Origin of the sequence: Flavobacterium sp. RHBU_3 (assembly GCF_046613565.1) — a bacterium.
GTDB lineage: Bacteria > Bacteroidota > Bacteroidia > Flavobacteriales > Flavobacteriaceae > Flavobacterium.
The window spans coordinates 264,880-286,429 of the sequence record NZ_JBKJHC010000002.1; the positions used below are offsets into that span (position 1 = coordinate 264,880).

13 protein-coding genes are annotated in these 21,550 nt (G+C 42.5%); 10 read left to right on the forward strand and 3 right to left on the reverse strand.

Features of this window, described 5'->3' with window-relative positions:
• The first annotated feature begins 104 nt into the window (after positions 1-104).
• The gene (locus ACLI1A_RS03530) at positions 105-2,558 is read left to right on the forward strand and encodes an AsmA family protein (RefSeq protein WP_411406140.1); all 2,454 of its coding nucleotides are present in this window, start codon (positions 105-107) and stop codon (positions 2,556-2,558) included.
• Positions 2,559-2,634: 76 nt separating this feature from the next.
• On the opposite strand, the gene ACLI1A_RS03535 is transcribed toward ACLI1A_RS03530, so the two are convergent.
• Both ACLI1A_RS03535 and ACLI1A_RS03540 read right to left on the reverse strand, forming a co-directional pair.
• Positions 2,635-3,402, reverse strand: coding sequence for a TIGR03915 family putative DNA repair protein (locus ACLI1A_RS03535; RefSeq protein ID WP_411406142.1), 768 nt, complete (start codon positions 3,400-3,402; stop codon positions 2,635-2,637).
• A 2-nt stretch (positions 3,403-3,404) separates the two neighbouring features.
• Positions 3,405-4,667, reverse strand: coding sequence for a putative DNA modification/repair radical SAM protein (locus tag ACLI1A_RS03540; protein WP_411406144.1), 1,263 nt, complete (start codon positions 4,665-4,667; stop codon positions 3,405-3,407).
• Positions 4,668-5,091: 424 nt separating this feature from the next.
• Between ACLI1A_RS03540 and ACLI1A_RS03545 the strand changes: the two genes are divergently transcribed.
• A complete protein-coding gene (locus ACLI1A_RS03545; protein ID WP_411406146.1) occupies positions 5,092-14,244 on the forward strand; it encodes a choice-of-anchor L domain-containing protein in 9,153 nt (3,050 codons plus the stop codon).
• Positions 14,245-14,315: 71 nt separating this feature from the next.
• Positions 14,316-14,885: a hypothetical protein gene (locus ACLI1A_RS03550; protein ID WP_411406148.1), complete on the forward strand. Its 570-nt coding sequence runs from the start codon at positions 14,316-14,318 to the stop codon at positions 14,883-14,885.
• A gap of 39 nt (positions 14,886-14,924) precedes the next feature.
• Here the strand turns inward: ACLI1A_RS03550 and ACLI1A_RS03555 are convergent, their stop codons facing one another.
• A complete protein-coding gene (locus ACLI1A_RS03555; RefSeq protein WP_411406150.1) occupies positions 14,925-15,515 on the reverse strand; it encodes a riboflavin synthase in 591 nt (196 codons plus the stop codon).
• A 51-nt stretch (positions 15,516-15,566) separates the two neighbouring features.
• Between ACLI1A_RS03555 and pdxA the strand changes: the two genes are divergently transcribed.
• The 7 genes from pdxA (at position 15,567) to ACLI1A_RS03590 (ending at position 21,231) form a co-directional block, all read left to right on the forward strand.
• Positions 15,567-16,631, forward strand: a complete 1,065-nt coding sequence (gene pdxA / locus ACLI1A_RS03560; RefSeq protein ID WP_411406152.1) for a 4-hydroxythreonine-4-phosphate dehydrogenase PdxA — start codon at positions 15,567-15,569, stop codon at positions 16,629-16,631.
• A 117-nt stretch (positions 16,632-16,748) separates the two neighbouring features.
• On the forward strand, positions 16,749-17,291 hold the full coding sequence (locus ACLI1A_RS03565; RefSeq protein WP_411406154.1) for a YceD family protein: 543 nt from the start codon (positions 16,749-16,751) through the stop codon (positions 17,289-17,291).
• 9 nt (positions 17,292-17,300) lie between these two features.
• Entirely contained in the window at positions 17,301-17,495 is a 195-nt protein-coding gene (gene rpmF / locus ACLI1A_RS03570; protein ID WP_411406156.1) for a 50S ribosomal protein L32, read from the forward strand.
• Between the two features lie 176 nt (positions 17,496-17,671).
• A complete protein-coding gene (locus tag ACLI1A_RS03575) occupies positions 17,672-18,670 on the forward strand; it encodes a beta-ketoacyl-ACP synthase III (RefSeq protein WP_411406158.1) in 999 nt (332 codons plus the stop codon).
• Between the two features lie 34 nt (positions 18,671-18,704).
• Positions 18,705-19,190, forward strand: a complete 486-nt coding sequence (gene accB / locus ACLI1A_RS03580; RefSeq protein ID WP_411406160.1) for an acetyl-CoA carboxylase biotin carboxyl carrier protein — start codon at positions 18,705-18,707, stop codon at positions 19,188-19,190.
• A gap of 89 nt (positions 19,191-19,279) precedes the next feature.
• Positions 19,280-20,632: an acetyl-CoA carboxylase biotin carboxylase subunit gene (gene accC, locus ACLI1A_RS03585; RefSeq protein WP_411406162.1), complete on the forward strand. Its 1,353-nt coding sequence runs from the start codon at positions 19,280-19,282 to the stop codon at positions 20,630-20,632.
• 230 nt (positions 20,633-20,862) lie between these two features.
• Positions 20,863-21,231 (forward strand): hypothetical protein, encoded by a 369-nt coding sequence (locus tag ACLI1A_RS03590; RefSeq protein ID WP_411406164.1) that lies wholly within the window; start codon positions 20,863-20,865, stop codon positions 21,229-21,231.
• The last annotated feature ends 319 nt before the right edge of the window (positions 21,232-21,550 follow it).

The following is a 21,550-nucleotide window of genomic DNA, read 5'->3' on the forward strand; positions in this document are numbered from 1 at the left end:
TATATAAGTATCACCAAAAAAAGTTTTATTGCATTTTAACAAATACTAAAAACTTTTCAGTTTTTTCTTAATTATATTTAGGGGTCTGATAATCAGTGTTTCATATGAAAAGCCCCGACCTTCCACGCCATCACCTGTTTAAAATCGCTGTCAAGGCTTTTATGTCCCTTATTTTGTTATTTGTTACCGCCTACCTGGCGCTGGCGTTGTATATATATACGCACAAGGCTGAGGTACAGCAATCAGTAACTGAAAGCCTTAACAAAACAGTGTCGGGTAAGCTTACCATGAAGGAGATGGATGTAACGCTGGTATCAGATTTTCCGGGAGTAGGGCTCAAGATAAACGGGCTTACCCTTACAGACAGCCTTTACCCTATACACAAGCATACCTTTTTAAAAGCCGGCACTGCCGAAGTGGCTGTAAATACCATGGCGCTGCTAAGGGGGACTATCCAAATAAAAAAAATCAGCCTGAGCCATGCCACTATTGATTTGTATACCGATGCAAACGGCTACTGCAACAGTTCGGTTTTTCCGCAACACAAGGCTGAGGACGATGATAAAAAGGAAAAGCACGGGTTGCCCGAGCTTAAAAAGGTACTGCTAAACGATGTGTTGTTTACCGCAGACAACAAAAAAGGCAATAAACTTTACAAGTTTAAGGTGCACAGTATGAAGGCGGCACTGGATTATAACGATACCGGCCTGCGTGCCGACGTAAACCTGGGTGCCCTTGCCGAAAGCATGGCGTTTAATACCGTGCACGGCAGTTTTATAGAAGGCAAAACCCTTGAAGGAACTTTTGACCTGGAATACAATAAAAAAATAAAGGAACTTCTTATTCATAAAAAACGACTGGATATAGGCGGCGAACATTTTATGATAGGAGGGAAGCTCAGCTTTGCCGAAACACCGTTGTTTCATTTTACCATAGAAAACAAGGCTATATTATGGAAGGATGCCGCGACATTGCTTTCGCAAAACATAAGTAAAAAACTGCTGATGTTTGATATTAAAAAACCGATAAGGGTGGCTTGCGACCTTATAGGTGATTTTAATGCCGGGGGCGATCCGCTTATACAGGTAAATGCCGAAGTGAAAGACAACGAGCTGGAAACCCCGGGCGGATTGATAAAAGAGTGTAACTTTTTTGGAGTGTTTACCAATAACCGAAAGATTGATAAAGGATATAATGATGCCAATTCGGCGATAAAGCTTTTCGGTTTTACAGGGAAGTACGAGGGTATTCCTTTTACGATGCCGCGCATAGAAATCAGGGATTTAGAGCATCCTTTGGCAGTGGGTAGTGTTACGTCGTCCTGTAAGGTGGCCGATGCCGCCGGGCTTATAGACGACAGCCTGCTGAAGCTGGGCAAGGGCAGTGTAAATGCCGCGCTGAACTTTAGGGCCGATGTAGATAATTTTAAACTGGTAAAACCTGTGGTACAGGGTGAAATAAAGGTGAAGGATGCCGATATTACTTATGCGCCGCGAAAGCTTCCGTTTAATAACATATCGGTAGCACTGCGGTTTAATCGGGATAGCCTGTATATAAGCAAGGTGGCTTTAAAAATGAAGCAGAGTGTTATTGTAATGAATGGTAGTGTGAGTAACTTTTTGAACCTGTATTATAAAGACCCCGAAAAGCTGGTGCTTAACTGGAATGTGTACAGTCCGCAACTTCACTTGGGGGAGTTTATGGCCTTTTTGCAAACCCGGAATAAAACAAAGCATAGTGTTAGTAAAACTGCTAAGAGTGCTAAGGGAGGTGTTACAGCAGGTCTTGACGAGCTGTTTGAAAAATGCTCGGTGCACATGAAAATGAAGGTTGACAAGCTGTATTACAAAAAGTTTTTGGCGGAAAATGCCACTGCTAACCTGTTGCTTAACGATAACGGTACAATAGTGTTAAAGCATGCCGGCTTATACCATGCCGGTGGCAGTCTTGACCTGAGTGGTACGCTAAATCCGGGAAAAATAACCCGATACGCGATTTCTGCACAGGTGAAAAACGTTAACCTGCCAAAGTTTATGTATGCGTTTAACAACTTTGGGCTTGAGAGCCTTACAAGTAGGAATATAAGCGGAGCGTTTTCTGCCAGGGCAGATGTTACCGGAGGAATAACCCAAAGTGGTAGTGTACAGCCCCGGTCTGTAAATGGTGTAGTTACTTTTAAGCTGGCCGATGGCAAGCTGGTAAATTTTGACCCTATAGTAAGCGTAGGTAAGTTTGCATTTCCGTTTAGGGATGTAAGGCATATTGAGTTTAAGGATCTTAAAGGCAGGTTTGATATACAGGGCGAAAAAGTGCAGGTAGCACCGATGCAGATAAGCAGTTCTGTGCTGAATATGGATGTAGAAGGGGTGTACTCTTTTGGCAAAGGGACTCTTATATATATAGATGTGCCACTGCGTAATCCGGAGAAGGACAAGGGGATAACCGACCAGAAGAAACTTGCCGAACGTAGAAACAAGGGTATTGTGGTGCACCTTAAGGCCGAAGACGACGAAACCGGTAAGGTAAAAATAAAGCTGGGCAAAAGAAATAGGTCATAAAGTCAAAGGTTAAAAGTTGTAAAGTCTTTGGAGTCCACAACTTTCGACTTTATGACTTTCAAACTTTCGACTGATATTAAAACTTTTCGGTGAGGTATTTCCAGTAACGTTTTGGTACATGTTGCAGATGCAGTTTCATGTTCTTACGGGCGGGTATGTTAGTGCTTTTAAAATAGTCTTTCCACAGCAGTGCTGCCAGCTCTTCTTTTTCGTCAGTAAGGGCAGCGGGCAGGGTTAGGGTACGTGTATCTATTTCGCTTACAAAATCATACGTTATTTCTTCTACAGTGTTTAGGCTGTAAAACAATCCGTACCGGCGCCTTACATCATATATTATCCATTGTTGGTCGGCATATCGGTCCTTAAAAAATTTGGCAATCAGCGGCAGTACATTATAGTCGGGTTCTATTGGGCAGTAGTAAATACCGTCGGCCGTTTTCTGGAAACGTATAAAAGCTTTCATACGATGGCGTTCGCGGCCTACTTTGTGTGCCATTTGGTCTACCGCAATAACATGCGGGTTGCCAAAGTTTTTTTCGGCACCGGCGGGATTATCAAAAATGTATTGTGCAAAGTAAAACAGGTGCTGAAAAGCCTGTGGATCCTCGCTGAGGTAAGTGGTGTAAAAATTATTTATCCAGCGTGGAGCCAGTTTCTTTTTAAGTCCTTTCCATACCCGTTGTGCTTTTTCTTCAGAGTTAATAATAATCAGTTCCTCATTCAGTATAGATGGCTGGTAATGTTTTTCCCATACCAGCGCTACCTGCTTGTGCCTGCGGTCATAACTTTCAAAAACTGAGGTGAGCAGCCCCTCAAACGATCCGTCAAAGACATAGGTAACCATTACTAAAACAGGCTTAATTGGTTTTGAGGCGTTTTGAGGTATTTGCTGCTGCTTTCAGATAGAATCAGTCCTTTTAGCCTTGGGGCGTCGGGTTCCTGTAACATATAAGGGGTATCTGCGCAGCGTATAAAGTATTTTGCGCGGCTGTAGGCAATACCCATTTTCTTTACCTGATAGGTGTATAGCGTGCCAAAGCGGCGTGCCTGCACTATCTTTTGGGTAGATTGTACCCCTATACCCGGTACCCGCATTATCATATGATAATCAGCAGTATTAAGGTCTACAGGAAATTGTTCCAGGTTGCGCAGTGCCCACCCCAGCTTAGGGTCCATGTCAGTATCGAGGTTCGGATTTTTGGGGTTTAGCAGTTCGTGCACCTCAAAGCCGTAAAACCGCATCAGCCAGTCGGTTTGGTACAGTCGGTTTTCGCGCAGCAGTGGTGGCTGGGTGCCTATGGCAGGCATTCGGTTATCGTTACTTATGGGTATATAACCCGAATAGTAAACCCTTTTCAGAGAAAAGTCTTTGTAGTACTTATCGGCAGTATACATTATTTCCATGTCGTTTTCGGGGGTGGCGCCCACTACCATCTGGGTGCTTTGTCCGGCAGGTACAAACTTAGGGATGCTCTTTATAAGTCCGGTTTTCTTTTCGTCTTTAAACTGAGTAATGGTGTTTTGTATAAAGCCAAGCGGCTTTTTTACCTCCTCATGCGATTTTTCGGGAGCCAATAATTTTAGTCCGTTTTCAGTGGGCATCTCCAGATTAATACTCATCCGGTCGGCATAGAGGCCGGCTTCGGTAAGCAGTTCCTGGCTGGCTCCGGGTATAGTTTTTAGGTGAATGTAGCCATTAAAGCGTTCTTCGAGCCTGAGCTTTTTTACAATTCTTACCAGGCGCTCCATAGTAAAATCGGCATTTTTAAAGATGCCCGAACTAAGGAAAAGCCCTTCTATATAATTACGACGGTAAAAACTCATGGTAAGCTCTACTACTTCTTCTACAGTAAAAGCAGCACGTTTTACATCGTTACTGCGGCGCGATACACAAAAGGCACAGTCGTATATGCAGTGGTTAGTAAGCAATATTTTTAGTAACGATACACAGCGTCCGTCTTCGGTATAGGTATGGCATATACCACTGGCGCTGCTGTCGCCTATACCTTTATTGTTATTTTTTCTGTTTCCTCCACTGGACGAGCAAGATACGTCATATTTAGCGGCATCGGCCAGTATTGTTAACTTTTCTCTTATTCTGTCGTACATAAAACCTCCTGCTTTTTACAAAAATAAGCATTCGAATATTAAGAAATAGTTCAACAAAAGTTAAAGAGGTAGGGTGTTCGTAGAGTAAATTGTTTAAGTATCGATTAAAATCGCGTGAATACTGGGATAAATAAAAAATTCGTGTATTTTTGCGTTCAGGAGAAAAAGGCAGTCCTTACAGATATGCTGAGAAAATTGAAAGAAGTTTTAAATAACAGTGATATTTATGTGTCTTTTTTGTTAAATAGGCTTCTTTTTTTTAAAGGTAGAAATAATACAGGATTTATAGGAAATTTGTTGAAAAATAAGTTTTGACGATAAACAAATATTTTATATTTGCCTGCCCGTATTAAGCGCTTGTATTATAGAGCGTTAAATACGACCCCGAAAAATTATTGGATTGCTAGTATTAGTTGGAAGTTTTATGAGAAAAAATCTACTCGTTCTGATTGCCCTGTTGTGCTGTTTAGCAGGGTTTTCACAAGGCGTTGTTGTAAGTACGACCGCTTACGGTAACGCTAACGCCACCCAGTTGGTAAACAACGTTTTGGTAAATAATAGCTGTCTTGTACAGACAGCGAATATTACCAAATCTACCGGGCTTAGTACCTATAACTATGCTCAGGGAAACAGTATTGGTTCCTTTACAAACAGTAACAGTGCGTTTCCTATGAGTGCCGGTGTGGTGCTTGTGTCGGGAGATGCTCTTACTGCTTCAGGTCCAAACACCAGTGTATCAACAGATAACAGTGTTGCTTCGCAAACATGGTTAGGAGATGCTGATCTTCAAACTGCTTTTGCAAGTATTGGTGGTATCAACTCAATGAATGCTACTGTTCTGGAGTTTGATTTCACGGCTGTAACCAGTACACTTTCAATACCGTACCTTTTTGCATCGGAAGAGTATGGCCAGTACCAGTGTAATTCAAAAGACGGTATGGCAATACTTATTAAGCCGGTAGGAGGTACGTATACTAACATAGCTACACTACCAGACGGTAGCCCGGTTTCGGTGGCTACCATTCGTAATAACTCTTACAATACTGCATGTAGCAGCCAAAACCCTGCGTACTTCGGTACGTTTAACGGTGGTGGTAACTCGTCTACTGCGGCTACAAACTTTGAGGGGCAAACTGTACTGATGACGGCTACTTATACACTTGTGCCGGGTACTACTTACCACCTTAAAATTGTTGTTGCAGACGACGGTAATGCTAACCCTATTAACCCTGCACCTACAGACGGACGCTATAATTCGGCTGTGTTTTTACCTGCCGGAGGTCTTAATCTAGGTCAGCTTGTTATGGGTCAAAACATGGTTGCTGCAACAAACACTGCGCTTTGTCAGGGTGGCTCATATACAATAAACACTCAGCTGAATCCGGCTGATTTTACTTTTAACTGGACTTTAGGTGGTTCTACCGTGGGTACAGGCGCATCATATACTGCTACTCAGGCGGGTACATATACGCTTACAATTACTAATCCTACTACCAGTTGTGTTACTTCAGAGCAGGTAACCCTTGAGTTTGAGGCTCCGCTTTCGCCGGGTACTCCTACAGACCTGTATTCTTGTCCTGGTTCGGGTGGGCAGTATACCTATAACTTAAGTACTAATACAACGACTCTTTTAAATGGAGCTACTGCTACTGTGTCTTACCATACATCTCAGGCAGATGCTGATGCGGGTACTAACCCAGTTAACCCTATTTATAATACAACCAGCACAGCTACTACAATTATATATGCTCGTGTAAAAAGTACAACAAGTACTTGTTACTCGGTTGTTCCATTTAACCTGGTGCCCGTAACGCCGCCGGTTGCTAACACTGCTTCTACACTTCAGGCGTGTGAAACTACGGCTGGTGCGGGTACTGCTGTGTTTAACCTTACTGCACAAACTGCTACCGTTTTAGGTTCGCAGTCTGCAAGCCAGTATAGTGTTATTTATTATACTTCGCTTGCTGATGCTAATGCGGGTACTAACCCTATAACAAGCCCTACAGGCTATAGCAGTGTTACTACAACTTCATCGCCTACGCAAACAATATATGCAAGGGTGCAGAGTTCGTTTAACACCACTTGTTATGCTGTGAGTTCGTTTACCATACAGGTAAACCCGCTTCCGGCTGTTACAGAAATGAACGATATTCAGGTGTGTGGCAGCTATACACTTCCTGCTGTAGCGAACGGAACGTATTACAGCGCCTCAGGTGGTAATACTCCACTTCCTGTGGGTTATGTAGTTACTACTTCGCAAACTATTTATATTTATAATACTAATGCTAGCGGCTGTAGTAACCAAAGTGATTTTGTGGTTACAGTACTTACCGGTGCTGTAACGCCTTCTTCTGTTACTGCGTGTAACAGCTACACATTACCTACGCTTCCTGCAGGTCAGCAGTACCGTACTGCAGCTAACGGTGGCGGTGTAGAAATACCGGGAGGTACTGTTGTAAGCAGTACTTATGCATATGCTGCTGCTACAGACCCGGACGGTAATAATTCGCATGTAATTTACTTCTATATACCTACTGCGGCTACATGTACAAATACAAGCTCTTTTACTGTAACCCTTATTACGGTTCCGAATCAGGCTGATGTAACATTGTGTACAGGTCCTTATACCCTTCCTGCACTTCCGGGTGGCGGTTCTTACTGGACTGCGTCAGGTGGCCCTTCAGGAGGTGGTACCCAACTAACAGGTAACATTACTACCAGCCAGACTATATACATATATAACCAACATCCGGATGGAAGTTGTTATGCTGAAACCAGTTTTGATGTGTATATAGCACCGCAGGTGGTACCGAGGTCGGATTTTGCAGGTTGTGGAGTATACTTCCTTCCTGCTCCTTCTGTAGGTGCCTATTATCATGGTTCAGGAGGTACCGGAGGACAAATTGCAAACGGAACCTACCTTAGTACTACACAAACAGTTTATATTTATTATGCTGATGACATTACAGGTTGTACCAGTGAGGATGTTTTTGAGGTGGTTATATACCCTTCACCTGATTTACCGGTTTATTCAAATGTAACGGTATGTAACAGTTATACTTTGCCTGCTGCTCCTGCAGGATACACAATTGATGGTTATTATACTTCTTCAAATGGTTCGGGAACTCCACAGTACATGCCTGGAGATGTTATAACTTCAACAATGACTTTGTTTGCAATAACTCCAGCAAACCAGTATGGGTGCCGCCGTGCAAGGCAGTTTACGATAACTGTTTTGGGAGCTAATGCCCAAACTCCAGGTAACCAAACAGCATGTGGTAGTTACACACTTCCGTCACTTGCGGTGGGTAACTATTATACTATGGCTGGTGGTCCTGCTACTGCAGGTAACGTTCAGAAGTTTGCAGGTGATGTAATTACCAGTACACAAACATTATACGTTTATGCTACGCTAACAAGTGGTTCTACTTCTTGTACGGCTGATACTCCGTTTACTATTACAATAGTGCCAATTCCATCTTTAGGTGCTACCTATAATGATGTTGTAGCTTGTAATAGCTATACGCTGCCATCTATATCTGCAGGTGGATACTACTCAAGTCCTAATGGTGTAGGTTCTATTGCTGCGGGCACTGCTATTACTTCTACTCAGGTTGTGTATGCTTATGTAAGTACTACAACCGGTTCTACAACATGTTATAGTGAAGATCCTTTTACTGTAACTATTATAAACAGTGCAGATACACCACAAAACGTAACTGCTTGTGGTAGCTATACACTTCCGGCACTTTCTATAGGTTCTTATCGTACTGCTGCAAACGGCACTGGTAGTGTTATACCTGCCGGAACTGTTATAACCAGTACACAAACCATATACAGGTATATACCTGTAACTTCCGGTGCTAACTGTACTAATGACGACGCCTTTACAGTAACCATTACTAATACACCTCTTGTAGACAGTCTTCCAGATGTAACGGCCTGTAACCAGTATGTGCTGCCGGCCCTTACTAACGGTAATTATTTTGCGGGTCCGGGTGGTACTAATAATCAGTACTTTGCTAATGATGTTATTACGTCGGGTATGACAATGTATATATACAACTCTAACCCGGGCTGTAGTGCTGAGAGTGACTTTACAATAACAATAAACCAGGTTTCGGTACCTAATATTGAAGACCAGGTTGTGTGTTCTAACGTAGGGTATACACTTCCTGATTTACCTTCATCGTCAACCGTTTCTTATGCATATTATACACTACCGGGTGGACCTTCGGGTGGAGGTACTTCATTAGCTCCTGGTACGGTTATTACTACTGATTCTACGATATATACTTATGGAGCACTTACTAATGTAACGCCAACATGTTATGCTGAAGATTCGTTTACAGTAACAACTGTTGCTCCTCCTGTTATTGATGACTTTGGTGTGATTGCTGAGTGTTCTTCGGTAGTACTTCCGGCGCTACAAAACGGCGGATACTTTACAGGTTCCGGAGGTACAGGAAACCAAATGTTCCCTGGTCAGGTGGTATATCAGTCTACAATACTTTATATTTATGCTGCCACGGGAGGTACTCCAAACTGTACCTCTGAGAACCAGCTACAGATAATAGTAAATCCTGAGCCTCCTCAAAGCCTTTCTTCTTGTGATAGCTATGTGCTTCCTGCGCTTCCTGCCGGTCAGCACTACTATACAAGTGCGGGAGGTGCTTCTGGTGGAGGTATAGAAATACCTGCAGGAACATCGGTTTCAAACCAGTCTTCTTACACAGGAACTTATGCTACTGATACAGATGGAAACCATACACATCAAATTTACTTCTTTGTAGATTCTGCAGCTGCGTGTACTCAGGATACTTATTTTGAGGTAACTATAAACGAAACACCGGTACTTGATGCTGTAAGCGACGTAGTACTATGTGATATGTATGTACTGCCTGCGCTAAGTGTAGGTAACTACTACACACTACCGGGTGGTGCTTCTGGTGGTGGGCAAATGCTACAAGCTGGTGATATAATTACTACAACACAAGATATATATGTGTATGCAGATACCGCTACTTTCCCTAACTGTGTGGCCGAAGCCAGCTTTAACGTAAACATTACAACAACTCCTAATACAATAGCGCTTTCGGATGTAGAGATTTGTGATTTATATCAATTTAGTCCACTTCCTGCCGGATACAACTATTACCTTCTAAGTGGTGGTCCTAACGTGCCGGGTCAGCAATTGGCTCCTGCGACACTTGGTCCTAACGCACCTGATGGTACTAACATATACATCTATTCGGCAGCTGCAGGTAACCCTGATTGTTTCATGGAAACCAGCTATAATGTAATAGTTTACTCTATTCAGGTAGATAGCGTTTACAGTGATATAATGGCAGATTATCCTTGGGGTTATGTAGAAGAGTGTGATTCGTACGATCTTCCGGATATCGATGAAGGTGACGATACTTTTGCCCAACACTACTACCAGCTTCCTGGTGGTCCGGATGTTGCCGGGCAGGTGGAAATACCAGATACTACTGTGATTACTTCAAATACTACTGTTTACCTTTATGCAAGGCTACTTGGAAGGGTTAACTGTGAAGACGAAGCGCAGATAGATATCGTAATTAACCAAACTCCTGTTGTAGATGATACTCAGGCTGATTTCTCTGACTGTTTCTCTCATACGCTTCCTGCACTTGCAGTAGGTAACTACTACAGCAGCCCTGGAGGTGTTAACCAAATAACAGATCTTACTATTACTGCTTCGCAACAGGTATATATCTATGCGCAAACAGGTACTAACAACATATGTAGCGACGAACACACGTTCTTCCTTACCATAAACACTATTGATGTTCCGGATCCTGCTGATGTGGTGTCTTGTGACGATTATACATTGCCTACTCCGGTTCCTGCAACTGCAAGGTACTTTGAACTTCCTGGGGGTCCTAACACAGGTGGTCAGGTAGAGCACCTTGTAGGTGAAGTGCTGACTCCGGGTGATTATGATTTATACGTGTGGGATCATACTAACACTACACCGGACTGTACTGACGAAGAGCAGTTCAATATTAAAGTAGTGGCAAGGCCTGTAGGAATAATTCCTGTCGATCTTACAACATGTTCTACTGACGATGCAGGTGAAAACGGCTTGTTTAACCTTACCGCCTCTGTTGCAGAAGCTATAGGTACACAGCAGAACGTGGCTGCTACGGTACACGAAACAATGGCTGATGCTGATTTTGGTGTGAATGCTATTGCTGATATTACAAATTATCAGAACGTAAACGACTTTAACCAAACGGTATACATAAGGCTTTACTCTACACTTGCATCTTCTTGTTACACTGTAGTGCCTCTAAATCTTATTGTTTACCCAAGGCCTATAGCTACAGACCCTCTTGATGATTATGAGGTGTGTGATAATGGTGCTGATGATACAGACGGTATAGGTGTGTTTGATCTTACAACGTACATTCCTACAGTACTGGGTACTATGGATCCTGCGTTACATACAGTAACGTTCTATCCTACATTAGCCGATCTTCAGAATAACAGTGCTATAATAGGTACTCCGGCTACATACAACACCGCTACTACAACTGTGTATGTTAAAGTAACTATTAACGCTACCGGATGTTATGATGTGGTTGCTCTAAACCTTATTGTTAATCCTAAGCCGGTTGTTACAAACCCTACGCCGCTTACGCTGTGTGATGTTAACGACTTTGGCGATGAAGTAGAGGAGTTTGATCTTACTTCTAAAATAAATGAAATTACAGGTGGTGTGTTTGGCTTGGATGTTACCTTCCATACTACACTTGCCGATGCTGAAGCAAATACAGGTGCTATAACTAACCCTACCGAGTATGAAAATACTACGCCGGGTGTACAGCCAATATTTGTAAGGGTAACAAATGCTGTTACCGGCTGTTACCGCATAGTGCTGCTGGATATAAGGGTAGAACCACTACCAATACTTACCCAGCCTACAGTTGATGACCTTACAGTTTGTAGTACTAACGCTACTGGCTACGGTAACTTCGACCTGAATGAGATTGCTACGCAGATGATAGACGGTGGTGTAAACATGACAGTACAGTTCTACTATACTTACGTGTCTGCTATAAACAACTTCAGCGCTATAGCTAACACGGCTAACTTCCAGAACAACGTACAGTATAACCAAACTTTGTATGTGGTAGCTACTAATACCATTACCGGCTGTAGGTCTAACGTATATACCATTAACCTGGTAGTAGATCCTGCTCCTGCAACGGTGATACTGCAAGATCTTACCCAGTGTGACGACCTTGACAGCAATGGTACAGATGATCATATGATATTTGATCTTACAGTTCAGGATGCTGTAATAGAAACACAGCTTGGTGTTGCACCTGGTACGTATACTATACATTACTTTACAAGCCAGGCTAATGCACAAAACGGTTCGCCAAGGATTATTGTTCCTACAGCTTACTATGGCGCTAACAACCAGGTAATATGGGTAAGGATTGAAAACCCTGCTACTGAGTGTTATATTGTTACAAGCTTTGAGCTGAAAATAAACCAGCCTCAAACCCTTGCACATCCGGCTAACATTATCTTATGTGATGAGGCACTGCCGAATGACAACGTAACAACGTTTGACCTTACTATAAGGAACGATGATATACTTACCCCAACCGGTATAGGTGAAGGTAACGAAGTTAGGTTCTTTGTAACTCAGGCTGATAGGGATGCTAATATTAACTGGATTGTAGATCCTACCCAGTATACAAACATCTCTAACCCACAAACGCTATACATACTGGTGCTTACACCGGAAGGATGTAAGAGCAAGGAAAACATTACTATAGTAGTTACGCCTCGCCCTACACCTGATACAACACCAGATGCACTTGTGCTATGTGATGCTGTAACCATTGGTGATGGTATAGAAGTATTCGACCTTACTGAAGCTGCTGCTGATATCCTTGATGGCGATACACAGTCTGTAGTACAGTACTACGCTACCGCTGCCGATGTGCTTGCAGGTACGCCTATAACTAACCCTGCTGCTTACAGCAACGTAACGCCTTGGGATGATACAGTAATAGTTGTGGTAACACGTACTGATACACAACCGGGTTCTCCTGGCTGTGCCGAAGAAGTAACGCTACCGCTACACGTAGATTCGCTGCCTCCGGTTTATGACCCTGCAGACCCTACGCATACGCCATACTATGCTATCTGTAACTCGCCTACAACAGGTTTCGAAACGTTCTACCTGATGGATTTCATCAATAACCTGCTTACTGCGGCCGGTGAAACACCGACAAATTATGACATCAGGTTCTATGCTACATACGCTGATATTGCCAACGGTACAGCACTGCCTCATGTGTATACTAATACTACGGCAGGTCACCAGGTAATTTGGGTGAAAATTGTTAATAACACCACAGATTGTGAGCTTATAGCCCAGATGGATCTGTATGCCGAGCTTGCTGCTATAGCTAACCCTGTAACCGGTGCTAACAACCCGCTTACAATGTGCGACTATGACGGTGTTAACGATGGCTTTACCATATTCGACCTTACACCTGCGGGTACTGAGGCGCTTGGTTCACAAACACCTAACTACAGCGTACAGTACTACACCACTCAGGCTGCTGCTATAGATGGTGATACTACTGCTGCTGAATACATAGGCGACCTTAATGCACCAACAGCATTTACTAACACCACTAATCCACAAACACTGTGGATACGTGTTACAAACGAAGGCACACTAAGCCGTTGCTACGATGTAACCAGCTTCGATGTACAGGTAGAGCTTCTTGCTGAGCCGGTAATCAGTACTGCTGATGGTAGTCAAACGCTTTGTATGGACTTTGATACTAACCAGCCTACAGATGGCCCACTTGTACTAAACAGTGGTGTACCGTCTACCGGTTATACATTTACATGGTACCTTGATGGTGCAGATGTAACTACAGACCCAACTGAGAACTTCTATAATGCGGTAGCTCCGGGTATGTATACTGTAATTGCCACCAGCGATACGGCTCTGGCTTGTGTAAGCAATCCGTCAGCTCAGTTTGAGGTAATACAATCTGGCCCTGCCAGCCTGATAGGTAACGGTTATACTGTAAGCAACGCGTTCTCAGATGAGCAAACAGTTGTGGTTCTTGTAGAAGGTTATGGTGAATATCAATACACCATTTCTCCTGAAGGTGAAGATCCGATAGGCCCATGGCAAAACTCTAACGTATTTGAGAACATGCCTACAGGTTCGTTCACAGTATGGATTCGCGATGTTAAAACCGACAATCCATGTGATATGGTTGCTATAGACGGAGTAAGTGTAATAGACTACCCTAACTTCTTTACACCTAACGGTGACGGATTTAACGACTACTGGAACATAGTGGGTCTGCAGAATACAGATACGCAAATCTTTATCTTCGACCGCTACGGTAAGCTAATCAAACAGCTAAGCCCTGATAGCGACGGATGGGATGGTACCTACAACGGTAACCCGCTTCCGGCAGATGACTACTGGTTCACTGTAGAATATCCGGATGCACTGGGTGTTCGCAGAGAGTTTAAGTCTCACTTCTCTTTAAAACGATAATTAATCGAATAATAAACAAAGGCTGTCCTCGGGCAGCCTTTGTTGTTTTTAAACCAATTCAACTACTTTATATGTTTTCACGATTTACAATGATATCGGCTCGTATGTGTGCTAAAATTACAAGTGCTGTTTGTGGTGTCCTTGTTTTACTGGTTTGTTCAGGTTGTTCTGTTCAGGAGACGTATTTTGGTGCAAATAGAAAAATGTCTTTTTCTTCTAAAGATGATTATTTAAATTTTGCTGAAAAGAGTTCCGGAATCCCAAAAGAGAAATTCTATTTGCTGGGAAAAGATGACGTGGATATGTTCCGTACCGATGTTATAGCTGATAAGCTCAGTTTGTATTTCGGAATAGTATTCGAGGATAATTTTGTTAGTGGTAACCAAATTGAAATCAAAAGCTGTACTGGGCAGATTGTAAATTTATACAGGAAAATCCCGTCTCAGTTGGACGATGTTACTGTTTCTAAGAGTGATACCGTTGGGGTTTTAAGCAGGCTTAATGTGAGTAAGGATAAAAAAACTTTGGTATTTATCTATTCTTATAAATGGGGTGGTTTTTTTAAGACCAAGGTGAGCCAGGTTATTAAAGAACTTTCCAAAGACCCTGATTTCGATTATGTGGTCGTCTCAATGGACTAATTAAAAAGGGCTTTAGAAACATATTCTAAAGCCCTTTTTTTATTTTCTTAAACCGTGTAGCCGTGCTACATACTTGCCCACCACATCAAACTCCAGGTTTACGGTGGTGCCTACTGTAAAGTGCTTAAAGTTGGTATGTTCATACGTATATGGTATTATCGCTACACTAAATGAATGTTCTTTAGAGTTTACCACCGTAAGGCTGACCCCATTTACGGTTATAGAGCCTTTCTCTATAGTTATGTTGCTCTTGGCCGGGTCGTACTCAAAGGTAAAGTACCAGCTGCCGTTTGCTTCTTCTACGTTTACACAAGTCCCCGTTTGGTCTACATGCCCTTGTACAATATGGCCATCCAGGCGGTCGCCCAGCTTCATGGCGCGCTCCAGGTTTACCTGTGTGCCGGTGTCCCAGCTACGCAGGTTGGTTTTCTCCAGGGTTTCCTTTATGGCGGTTACGGTGTAGCTGTCGGCATCTATGGCTACCACGGTAAGGCATACGCCGTCGTGCGCCAGGCTTTGGTCTATCTTCAGTTCGTGGGTAATGGGTGATGTAAAAGTAAAGTGTATGTTGTCGCCTTCGCGCACTATGTGCTTAATTGTGGCAGCGCTTTCAATTATTCCTGTAAACATGCTGATTTATTTTCTAAATTTGTAACACCAAAATTAAGCATTACTATTATCATGGCAAAAAAGGCGGAAAATGTTATTGTGGGTATTTCTATAGGCGACCTTAATGGGGTAGGGGCGGAGGTGCTTCTGAAGACTTTTGAAGATACCCGTATGCTGGAGTTTTGTACGCCGGTTATTTTTGCCAACGTAAAAATACTTTCCTTTATTAAAAAAGCGTTAGGACTGGAGTGCAACCTTCATGGCATAGATAAAATAGACCAGATGGTTGTAGGCAAGATAAACGTACTGAACGTATGGAAAGAGGGCGTAAACCTCGAATTCGGCAAGAATGACGATGTAGTGGGTTCTTATGCTATAAAATCGTTTACTGCCGCTGTAGAGGCGCTGAAGCATAAACAGATTGATGTGCTGGTTACAGCACCGATAAATAAATACAACATACAAAGCGAGGAGTTTAAATTTCCGGGGCATACCGATTACCTGGATAAGGAGCTCGATGGCGATGCGCTAATGCTTATGGTAAATGATGGGCTGCGTGTAGGCTTGCTTACAGACCACGTTCCGGTAAACGAGGTTTCGGCTCACCTTACAGAGGAGCTTATCTTTAAAAAGCTGCACACCATTAATAAAACCCTTAAGCAGGATTTCCGTGTTAATAAACCAAAAATTGCCGTGCTGGGCTTTAATCCGCACAGTGGAGATAACGGTGTTATAGGCAGGGAAGATGAAGATGTGATTAAGCCGGCGCTTAAAAAACTGTTTGAAGAAGGTGTTTTGGTTTTCGGACCATTTAGCGCTGATAGCTTCTTTGGCACCGGGCAATACGAGAAGTACGATGCGGTAATAGCCGCCTACCACGACCAGGGGCTTATACCGTTTAAAACGCTTTCTTTTGGTCATGGGGTTAACTATACTGCAGGCCTTTCGGGTGTGCGTACATCGCCCGATCATGGAACTGCCTATGAGATAGCAGGTAAGGGTGAAGCCGACCATAATTCGTTTAAAGAAGCTGTATATCTGGCCCTTGATATTTACCATAATAGAGAGGAATACAGGGAAATAAGCAGGAACCCACTGAAAGTGAGGGAAAAGCAAGAAGAAAAAAAATATTCATAACGGTTTTGGATTTGCAATAATTTTATATCTTTGCACGCTCAAAACTGTTATTACTAATAGGTTGCGGCACTGTTAAGCCGCGGTTACAGGAAGTATAACAGTAATAACTGGCAAAAAATGAAACTGAACAAAGAGTTTTTAATTCCGTTTGTGGGGTTAAAGCAAGGAAAACACCAGTTTGAGTTTGATATTGATAAAACGTTCTTTGATGGCTTTCAATTTGACGAATACAACAACGTCAATATAAAAGTTAATCTTGTCCTTGAAAAGAAAAGCACCATGATGGAGCTTACCTTTAAACACAAGGGCTTTGTAAACGTGCCATGCGATATAACCAATGAGGATTTTGACCTGCCTGTAAAAGGTAAGTTGTTCTTGCTGGTGAAGTTTGGCGAGGAGTTTAATAATGATAACGATGAAATACTGATACTGCCTCATGGTGAATACCAGATAGATGTGTCTCAGTATATTTACGAAATGATTGTACTCTCTGTTCCTACAAAGCGTATACATCCGGGTGTAAAGGACGGAAGCGTGGGCGGTGGCATGCTGGATAAGCTTGATGCACTGGCCCCGAAAGAACAACAACAGGTAAAAGAAGAAAAAAATACCGACCCCAGGTGGGACGGCTTAAAAAAACTATTAACGGATAATAAATAATATTGTAAAATGGCACATCCTAAGAGAAAGACCTCGAAAACCAGAAGAGATAAGAGAAGGACGCACTACAAAGCTGCTGTACCTCAGATTGCTACATGTCCGGTAACCGGCGAAGCGCATCTGTACCACAGAGCTTACTGGCATGAAGGCAAAATGTACTACAGGGGCCAGGTAGTTATAGATAAGCAAGTAGCAGAAGCTTAATTGCTGAAAGTATAGGGTAAAACTCTCACTTAGTGGGAGTTTTTTTGTTAAAAGGCCGTTTTTAACTGAGGCGGCTTTTTTTAGCACCCATTTGTAAAAAATTTTGTAATTTCCACCGCTTTTCAGTGGCGGCTTTGCCGTGGCTGAAAGGTGTTTTATATACTTACTATAAGATTATGAGTAAAATAACAGCCGCCATAACCGCTGTGGGGTCTTACGTGCCTGATTTTAGGCTTACAAATGAGATACTGGAAACAATGGTTGATACCAATGACGAATGGATAACCAGCCGTACAGGTATTAAGGAAAGGCGTATACTTAAGGACGCAGATAAGGGTACTTCTTATCTTGCTATTAAAGCTGCTGAAGATCTTATTAAAAAGGCGGGTATTAACCCTGAAGATATAGATGCTGTAATTGTGGCTACTGCCACTCCAGATCAGCCTGTGGCTGCTACAGCAGTGTATGTAGCTACTAATATTGGTGCTGTAAATGCTTTTGGTTATGATCTTCAGGCTGCATGTTCTAGTTTTCTGTACGGTATGAGTACCTGTGCAGCGTTTATAGAAACAGGCCGCTACAAAAAAGTACTGCTTATAGGCGCAGATAAAATGTCGTCTATTATAGATTATAAAGACCGTGCTACCTGCATTATCTTTGGTGATGGTGCCGGTGCAGTATTGTTTGAACCAAACTTTGAAGGTCTTGGCCTTCAGGATGAAATACTAAGGAGCGACGGTATAGGCCGTGAATTCCTTCGTATAGAGGCCGGTGGTTCATTGCTTCCTGCAAGCCATGATACGGTAGAGCAGGGCAAGCATTTTGTGTACCAGGATGGTAAAACAGTGTTTAAATACGCAGTAAGCAATATGGCCGATGTGAGTGCAAAAATTATGGAGAGGAACAGCCTTACCCATGATGATGTAGCTTACCTTGTGGCACACCAGGCTAACCGCCGTATTATAGATGCTACCGCACACCGCATGGGTGTAGACGACAGTAAAGTACTGGTGAATATAGAAAAGTACGGTAATACTACCAGCGCTACACTTCCGCTTGTACTTGCTGATTTTGAACACCTGTTTAAAAAAGGAGATAACATAGTATTTGCTGCTTTTGGTGGTGGCTTTACATGGGGTTCTATTTACCTTAAATGGGCTTACGATAAAAACTAAAACAAACTACATAATAAAATAAAAATCGGAACGTATGGATATCAGAGAAATTCAAAACCTAATCAAGTTTGTGGCAAAGTCCGGTGCCACCGAAGTTAAACTGGAGATGGATGATTTTAAGATCACCATAAAAACAACTGCCGAAGGCGCTGCTGAAGCTACTACTGCTTACGTTCAGCATATCCCTGTAGCGCAGCCTGTAGCTGCTGCTCCTGTAGCCGCTGCTCCTGCTCCTGTTGCTGCCGCACCTGCTGCTGCCCCGGCCGATGATACTGCTAAGTATCTTACCATTAAGTCGCCGATTATCGGTACCCTTTACAGAAAACCATCGCCAGATAAGCCTGCTTTTGTAGAAGTAGGAGCTACTATAAACAAAGGTGATGTAGTTTGTGTAATTGAAGCTATGAAACTTTTCAACGAAATTGAAAGCGAAATATCAGGTAAAATAGTAAAAGTATTGGTAGATGACGCCTCTCCGGTAGAATTTGACCAACCACTATTCCTGGTAGACCCATCTTAAGAAATTTTGAATTATAAATTTTGAATGCTGAATTAAAAGCACTCAGAATAATTTAAAATTTAAAATATAAAATTTAAAATTTCTTGACGATGTTTAAAAAGATACTAATAGCCAACAGGGGTGAAATTGCGCTTCGCGTAATACGTACCTGTAGGGAAATGGGCATAAAAACTGTGGCGGTATACTCTACTGCCGATGCGGAAAGCCTGCACGTAAAATTTGCCGACGAAGCCGTATGTATAGGCCCGCCGCCAAGTAACCTTTCTTACCTTAAGATATCTAACATTATAGCGGCTGCAGAAATAACTAACGCCGATGCTATACACCCGGGTTACGGTTTCCTTTCGGAAAACGCCCGTTTTTCTAAAATCTGTAAAGAACACGGCATTAAATTCATTGGGGCATCGCCTGAAATGATTGATAAAATGGGAGATAAGGCTACTGCCAAAGCTACCATGAAAGCTGCCGGTGTACCATGTGTACCGGGTTCTGACGGTATTATAGAATCATACGAAATTGCTGAAAAACTTGCTGTAGAAGTAGGCTACCCTGTAATGCTTAAAGCTACTGCCGGTGGTGGTGGTAAAGGTATGCGTGCCGTATGGAAACAGGAAGACCTGCGCAAAGCATGGGATAGTGCCAAGCAGGAAGCCGGTGCATCTTTCGGTAACGACGGTATGTATATGGAGAAGCTTATTGAAGAGCCTCGCCACATAGAAATTCAGGTTGTGGGCGACTCTTTCGGAAAAGCATGTCACCTTTCTGAGCGCGACTGTTCTGTACAGCGTCGTCACCAGAAGCTTACTGAAGAAACTCCTTCACCGTTTATGACTGATGAACTTCGTGAGAAAATGGGTGCTGCTGCTATTAAAGCTGCAGAATTTATTAGCTACGAAGGTGCCGGTACGGTAGAGTTCCTTGTAGACAAGCACCGCAATTTCTACTTTATGGAAATGAACACGCGTATACAGGTAGAGCACCCTATTACCGAGCAGGTAATAGACTACGATCTTATCCGCGAACAAATACTTGTAGCAGCCGGTGTGCCTATCTCTGGTAAAAACTACCTGCCGCAACTACACTCTATAGAATGCCGTATTAATGCTGAAGACCCGTATAACGATTTCCGTCCGTCTCCGGGCAAAATCACTACCCTGCACATGCCGGGTGGCCACGGTGTAAGGCTAGATACCCACGTATACAGCGGCTATACTATTCCGCCAAACTACGACTCTATGATTGCCAAGCTTATTACCACTGCCCAAACAAGGGAAGAGGCCATAAGCAAAATGAAACGCGCTCTTGACGAGTTTATCATAGAAGGTATAAAAACTACAATTCCGTTCCACCGTCAGCTTATGGATGAGCCTGCTTATGTAGCGGGTGACTACACCACTAAGTTTATGGAAGGTTTTAAAATGAACCCTATAGTGGAAGAATAATATATGAAGCCCTTGCGAAAGCAAGGGCTTTTTTTATGTTGTGCTGTTGCAGGATTAGCACGCGCTGTTATTGCGAGGAGGCACGACAAAGCAATCTAATTATTTTGTGTAATCACTTTATGAGACTGCTTCGTGCCTCGCAGTGACAGGACGTGAAAAACGTTATGAATAGTGTTTTTTTTACCCGACAAAAATTTGTATCTATGCCACCAGTAACCAATAAAATAATTATGAATACTAAATTGTTTAAGAAAGCCCTTTTTACAGGCATACTTACATTGCTATTTGCTGTAACTGTTTCGGCACAGGAAGCCGTAAAGCCTGAAGACGGCGCAAAAGCCCTTACGTCGTACATGAAAGAGAAGTTTACCCTAAACGACAGCCAGTACACCAAGGTGTTTAGTGTTAACCTTGCGTTTATGCAAAAGACGCTTGAGAATAATAACAAAACAAATAAAGTAGAAAAGCTGAAAAAGCAAAGGGCGATTGAAGAAGAAAGAGACACTAAACTTAAGTCGGTAATGAGCGACGACCAGTATAAATTGTATATAGCTACTAAAGCGCAGGACCGCAAGAAAATATCCGAATATTACCAATAAATTAACAAGCTTCGTTTTATACGAAGCTTTTTTTTTCGTGTTGTTATAAATCTTTAAGGATTAAAGTTAGTATAAAATATTCGTCTTTATTTATTAGGGCGCCTGTAAAGTCTTGATTAAAATTTAATTATCACCTTTTTTAGGCATCGTAAATAGTGTGACATTATTTTTCCATATACTGTTTTTTTTAAATATTTGGGAGCTTAATTTAAATCTGTACAAGAAGTTAAGATTTAAAAGTTTGTTAACGTATTCATAATGAGTTGTTTTGCTCAATCCCCCATTTTAGAAATAGATTTGCTCACCAATAGTTAAAAAT

Coding starts and splice junctions, on each gene's coding strand:
- ACLI1A_RS03530 (WP_411406140.1), top strand. CDS start 105: ATGAAAAGCCCCGACCTTCCACGCCATCACCTGTTTAAAATCGCTGTC.
- ACLI1A_RS03535 (WP_411406142.1), bottom strand. CDS start 3,402: ATGGTTACCTATGTCTTTGACGGATCGTTTGAGGGGCTGCTCACCTCA.
- ACLI1A_RS03540 (WP_411406144.1), bottom strand. CDS start 4,667: ATGTACGACAGAATAAGAGAAAAGTTAACAATACTGGCCGATGCCGCT.
- ACLI1A_RS03545 (WP_411406146.1), top strand. CDS start 5,092: ATGAGAAAAAATCTACTCGTTCTGATTGCCCTGTTGTGCTGTTTAGCA.
- ACLI1A_RS03550 (WP_411406148.1), top strand. CDS start 14,316: ATGTTTTCACGATTTACAATGATATCGGCTCGTATGTGTGCTAAAATT.
- ACLI1A_RS03555 (WP_411406150.1), bottom strand. CDS start 15,515: ATGTTTACAGGAATAATTGAAAGCGCTGCCACAATTAAGCACATAGTG.
- pdxA (WP_411406152.1), top strand. CDS start 15,567: ATGGCAAAAAAGGCGGAAAATGTTATTGTGGGTATTTCTATAGGCGAC.
- ACLI1A_RS03565 (WP_411406154.1), top strand. CDS start 16,749: ATGAAACTGAACAAAGAGTTTTTAATTCCGTTTGTGGGGTTAAAGCAA.
- rpmF (WP_411406156.1), top strand. CDS start 17,301: ATGGCACATCCTAAGAGAAAGACCTCGAAAACCAGAAGAGATAAGAGA.
- ACLI1A_RS03575 (WP_411406158.1), top strand. CDS start 17,672: ATGAGTAAAATAACAGCCGCCATAACCGCTGTGGGGTCTTACGTGCCT.
- accB (WP_411406160.1), top strand. CDS start 18,705: ATGGATATCAGAGAAATTCAAAACCTAATCAAGTTTGTGGCAAAGTCC.
- accC (WP_411406162.1), top strand. CDS start 19,280: ATGTTTAAAAAGATACTAATAGCCAACAGGGGTGAAATTGCGCTTCGC.
- ACLI1A_RS03590 (WP_411406164.1), top strand. CDS start 20,863: ATGAATACTAAATTGTTTAAGAAAGCCCTTTTTACAGGCATACTTACA.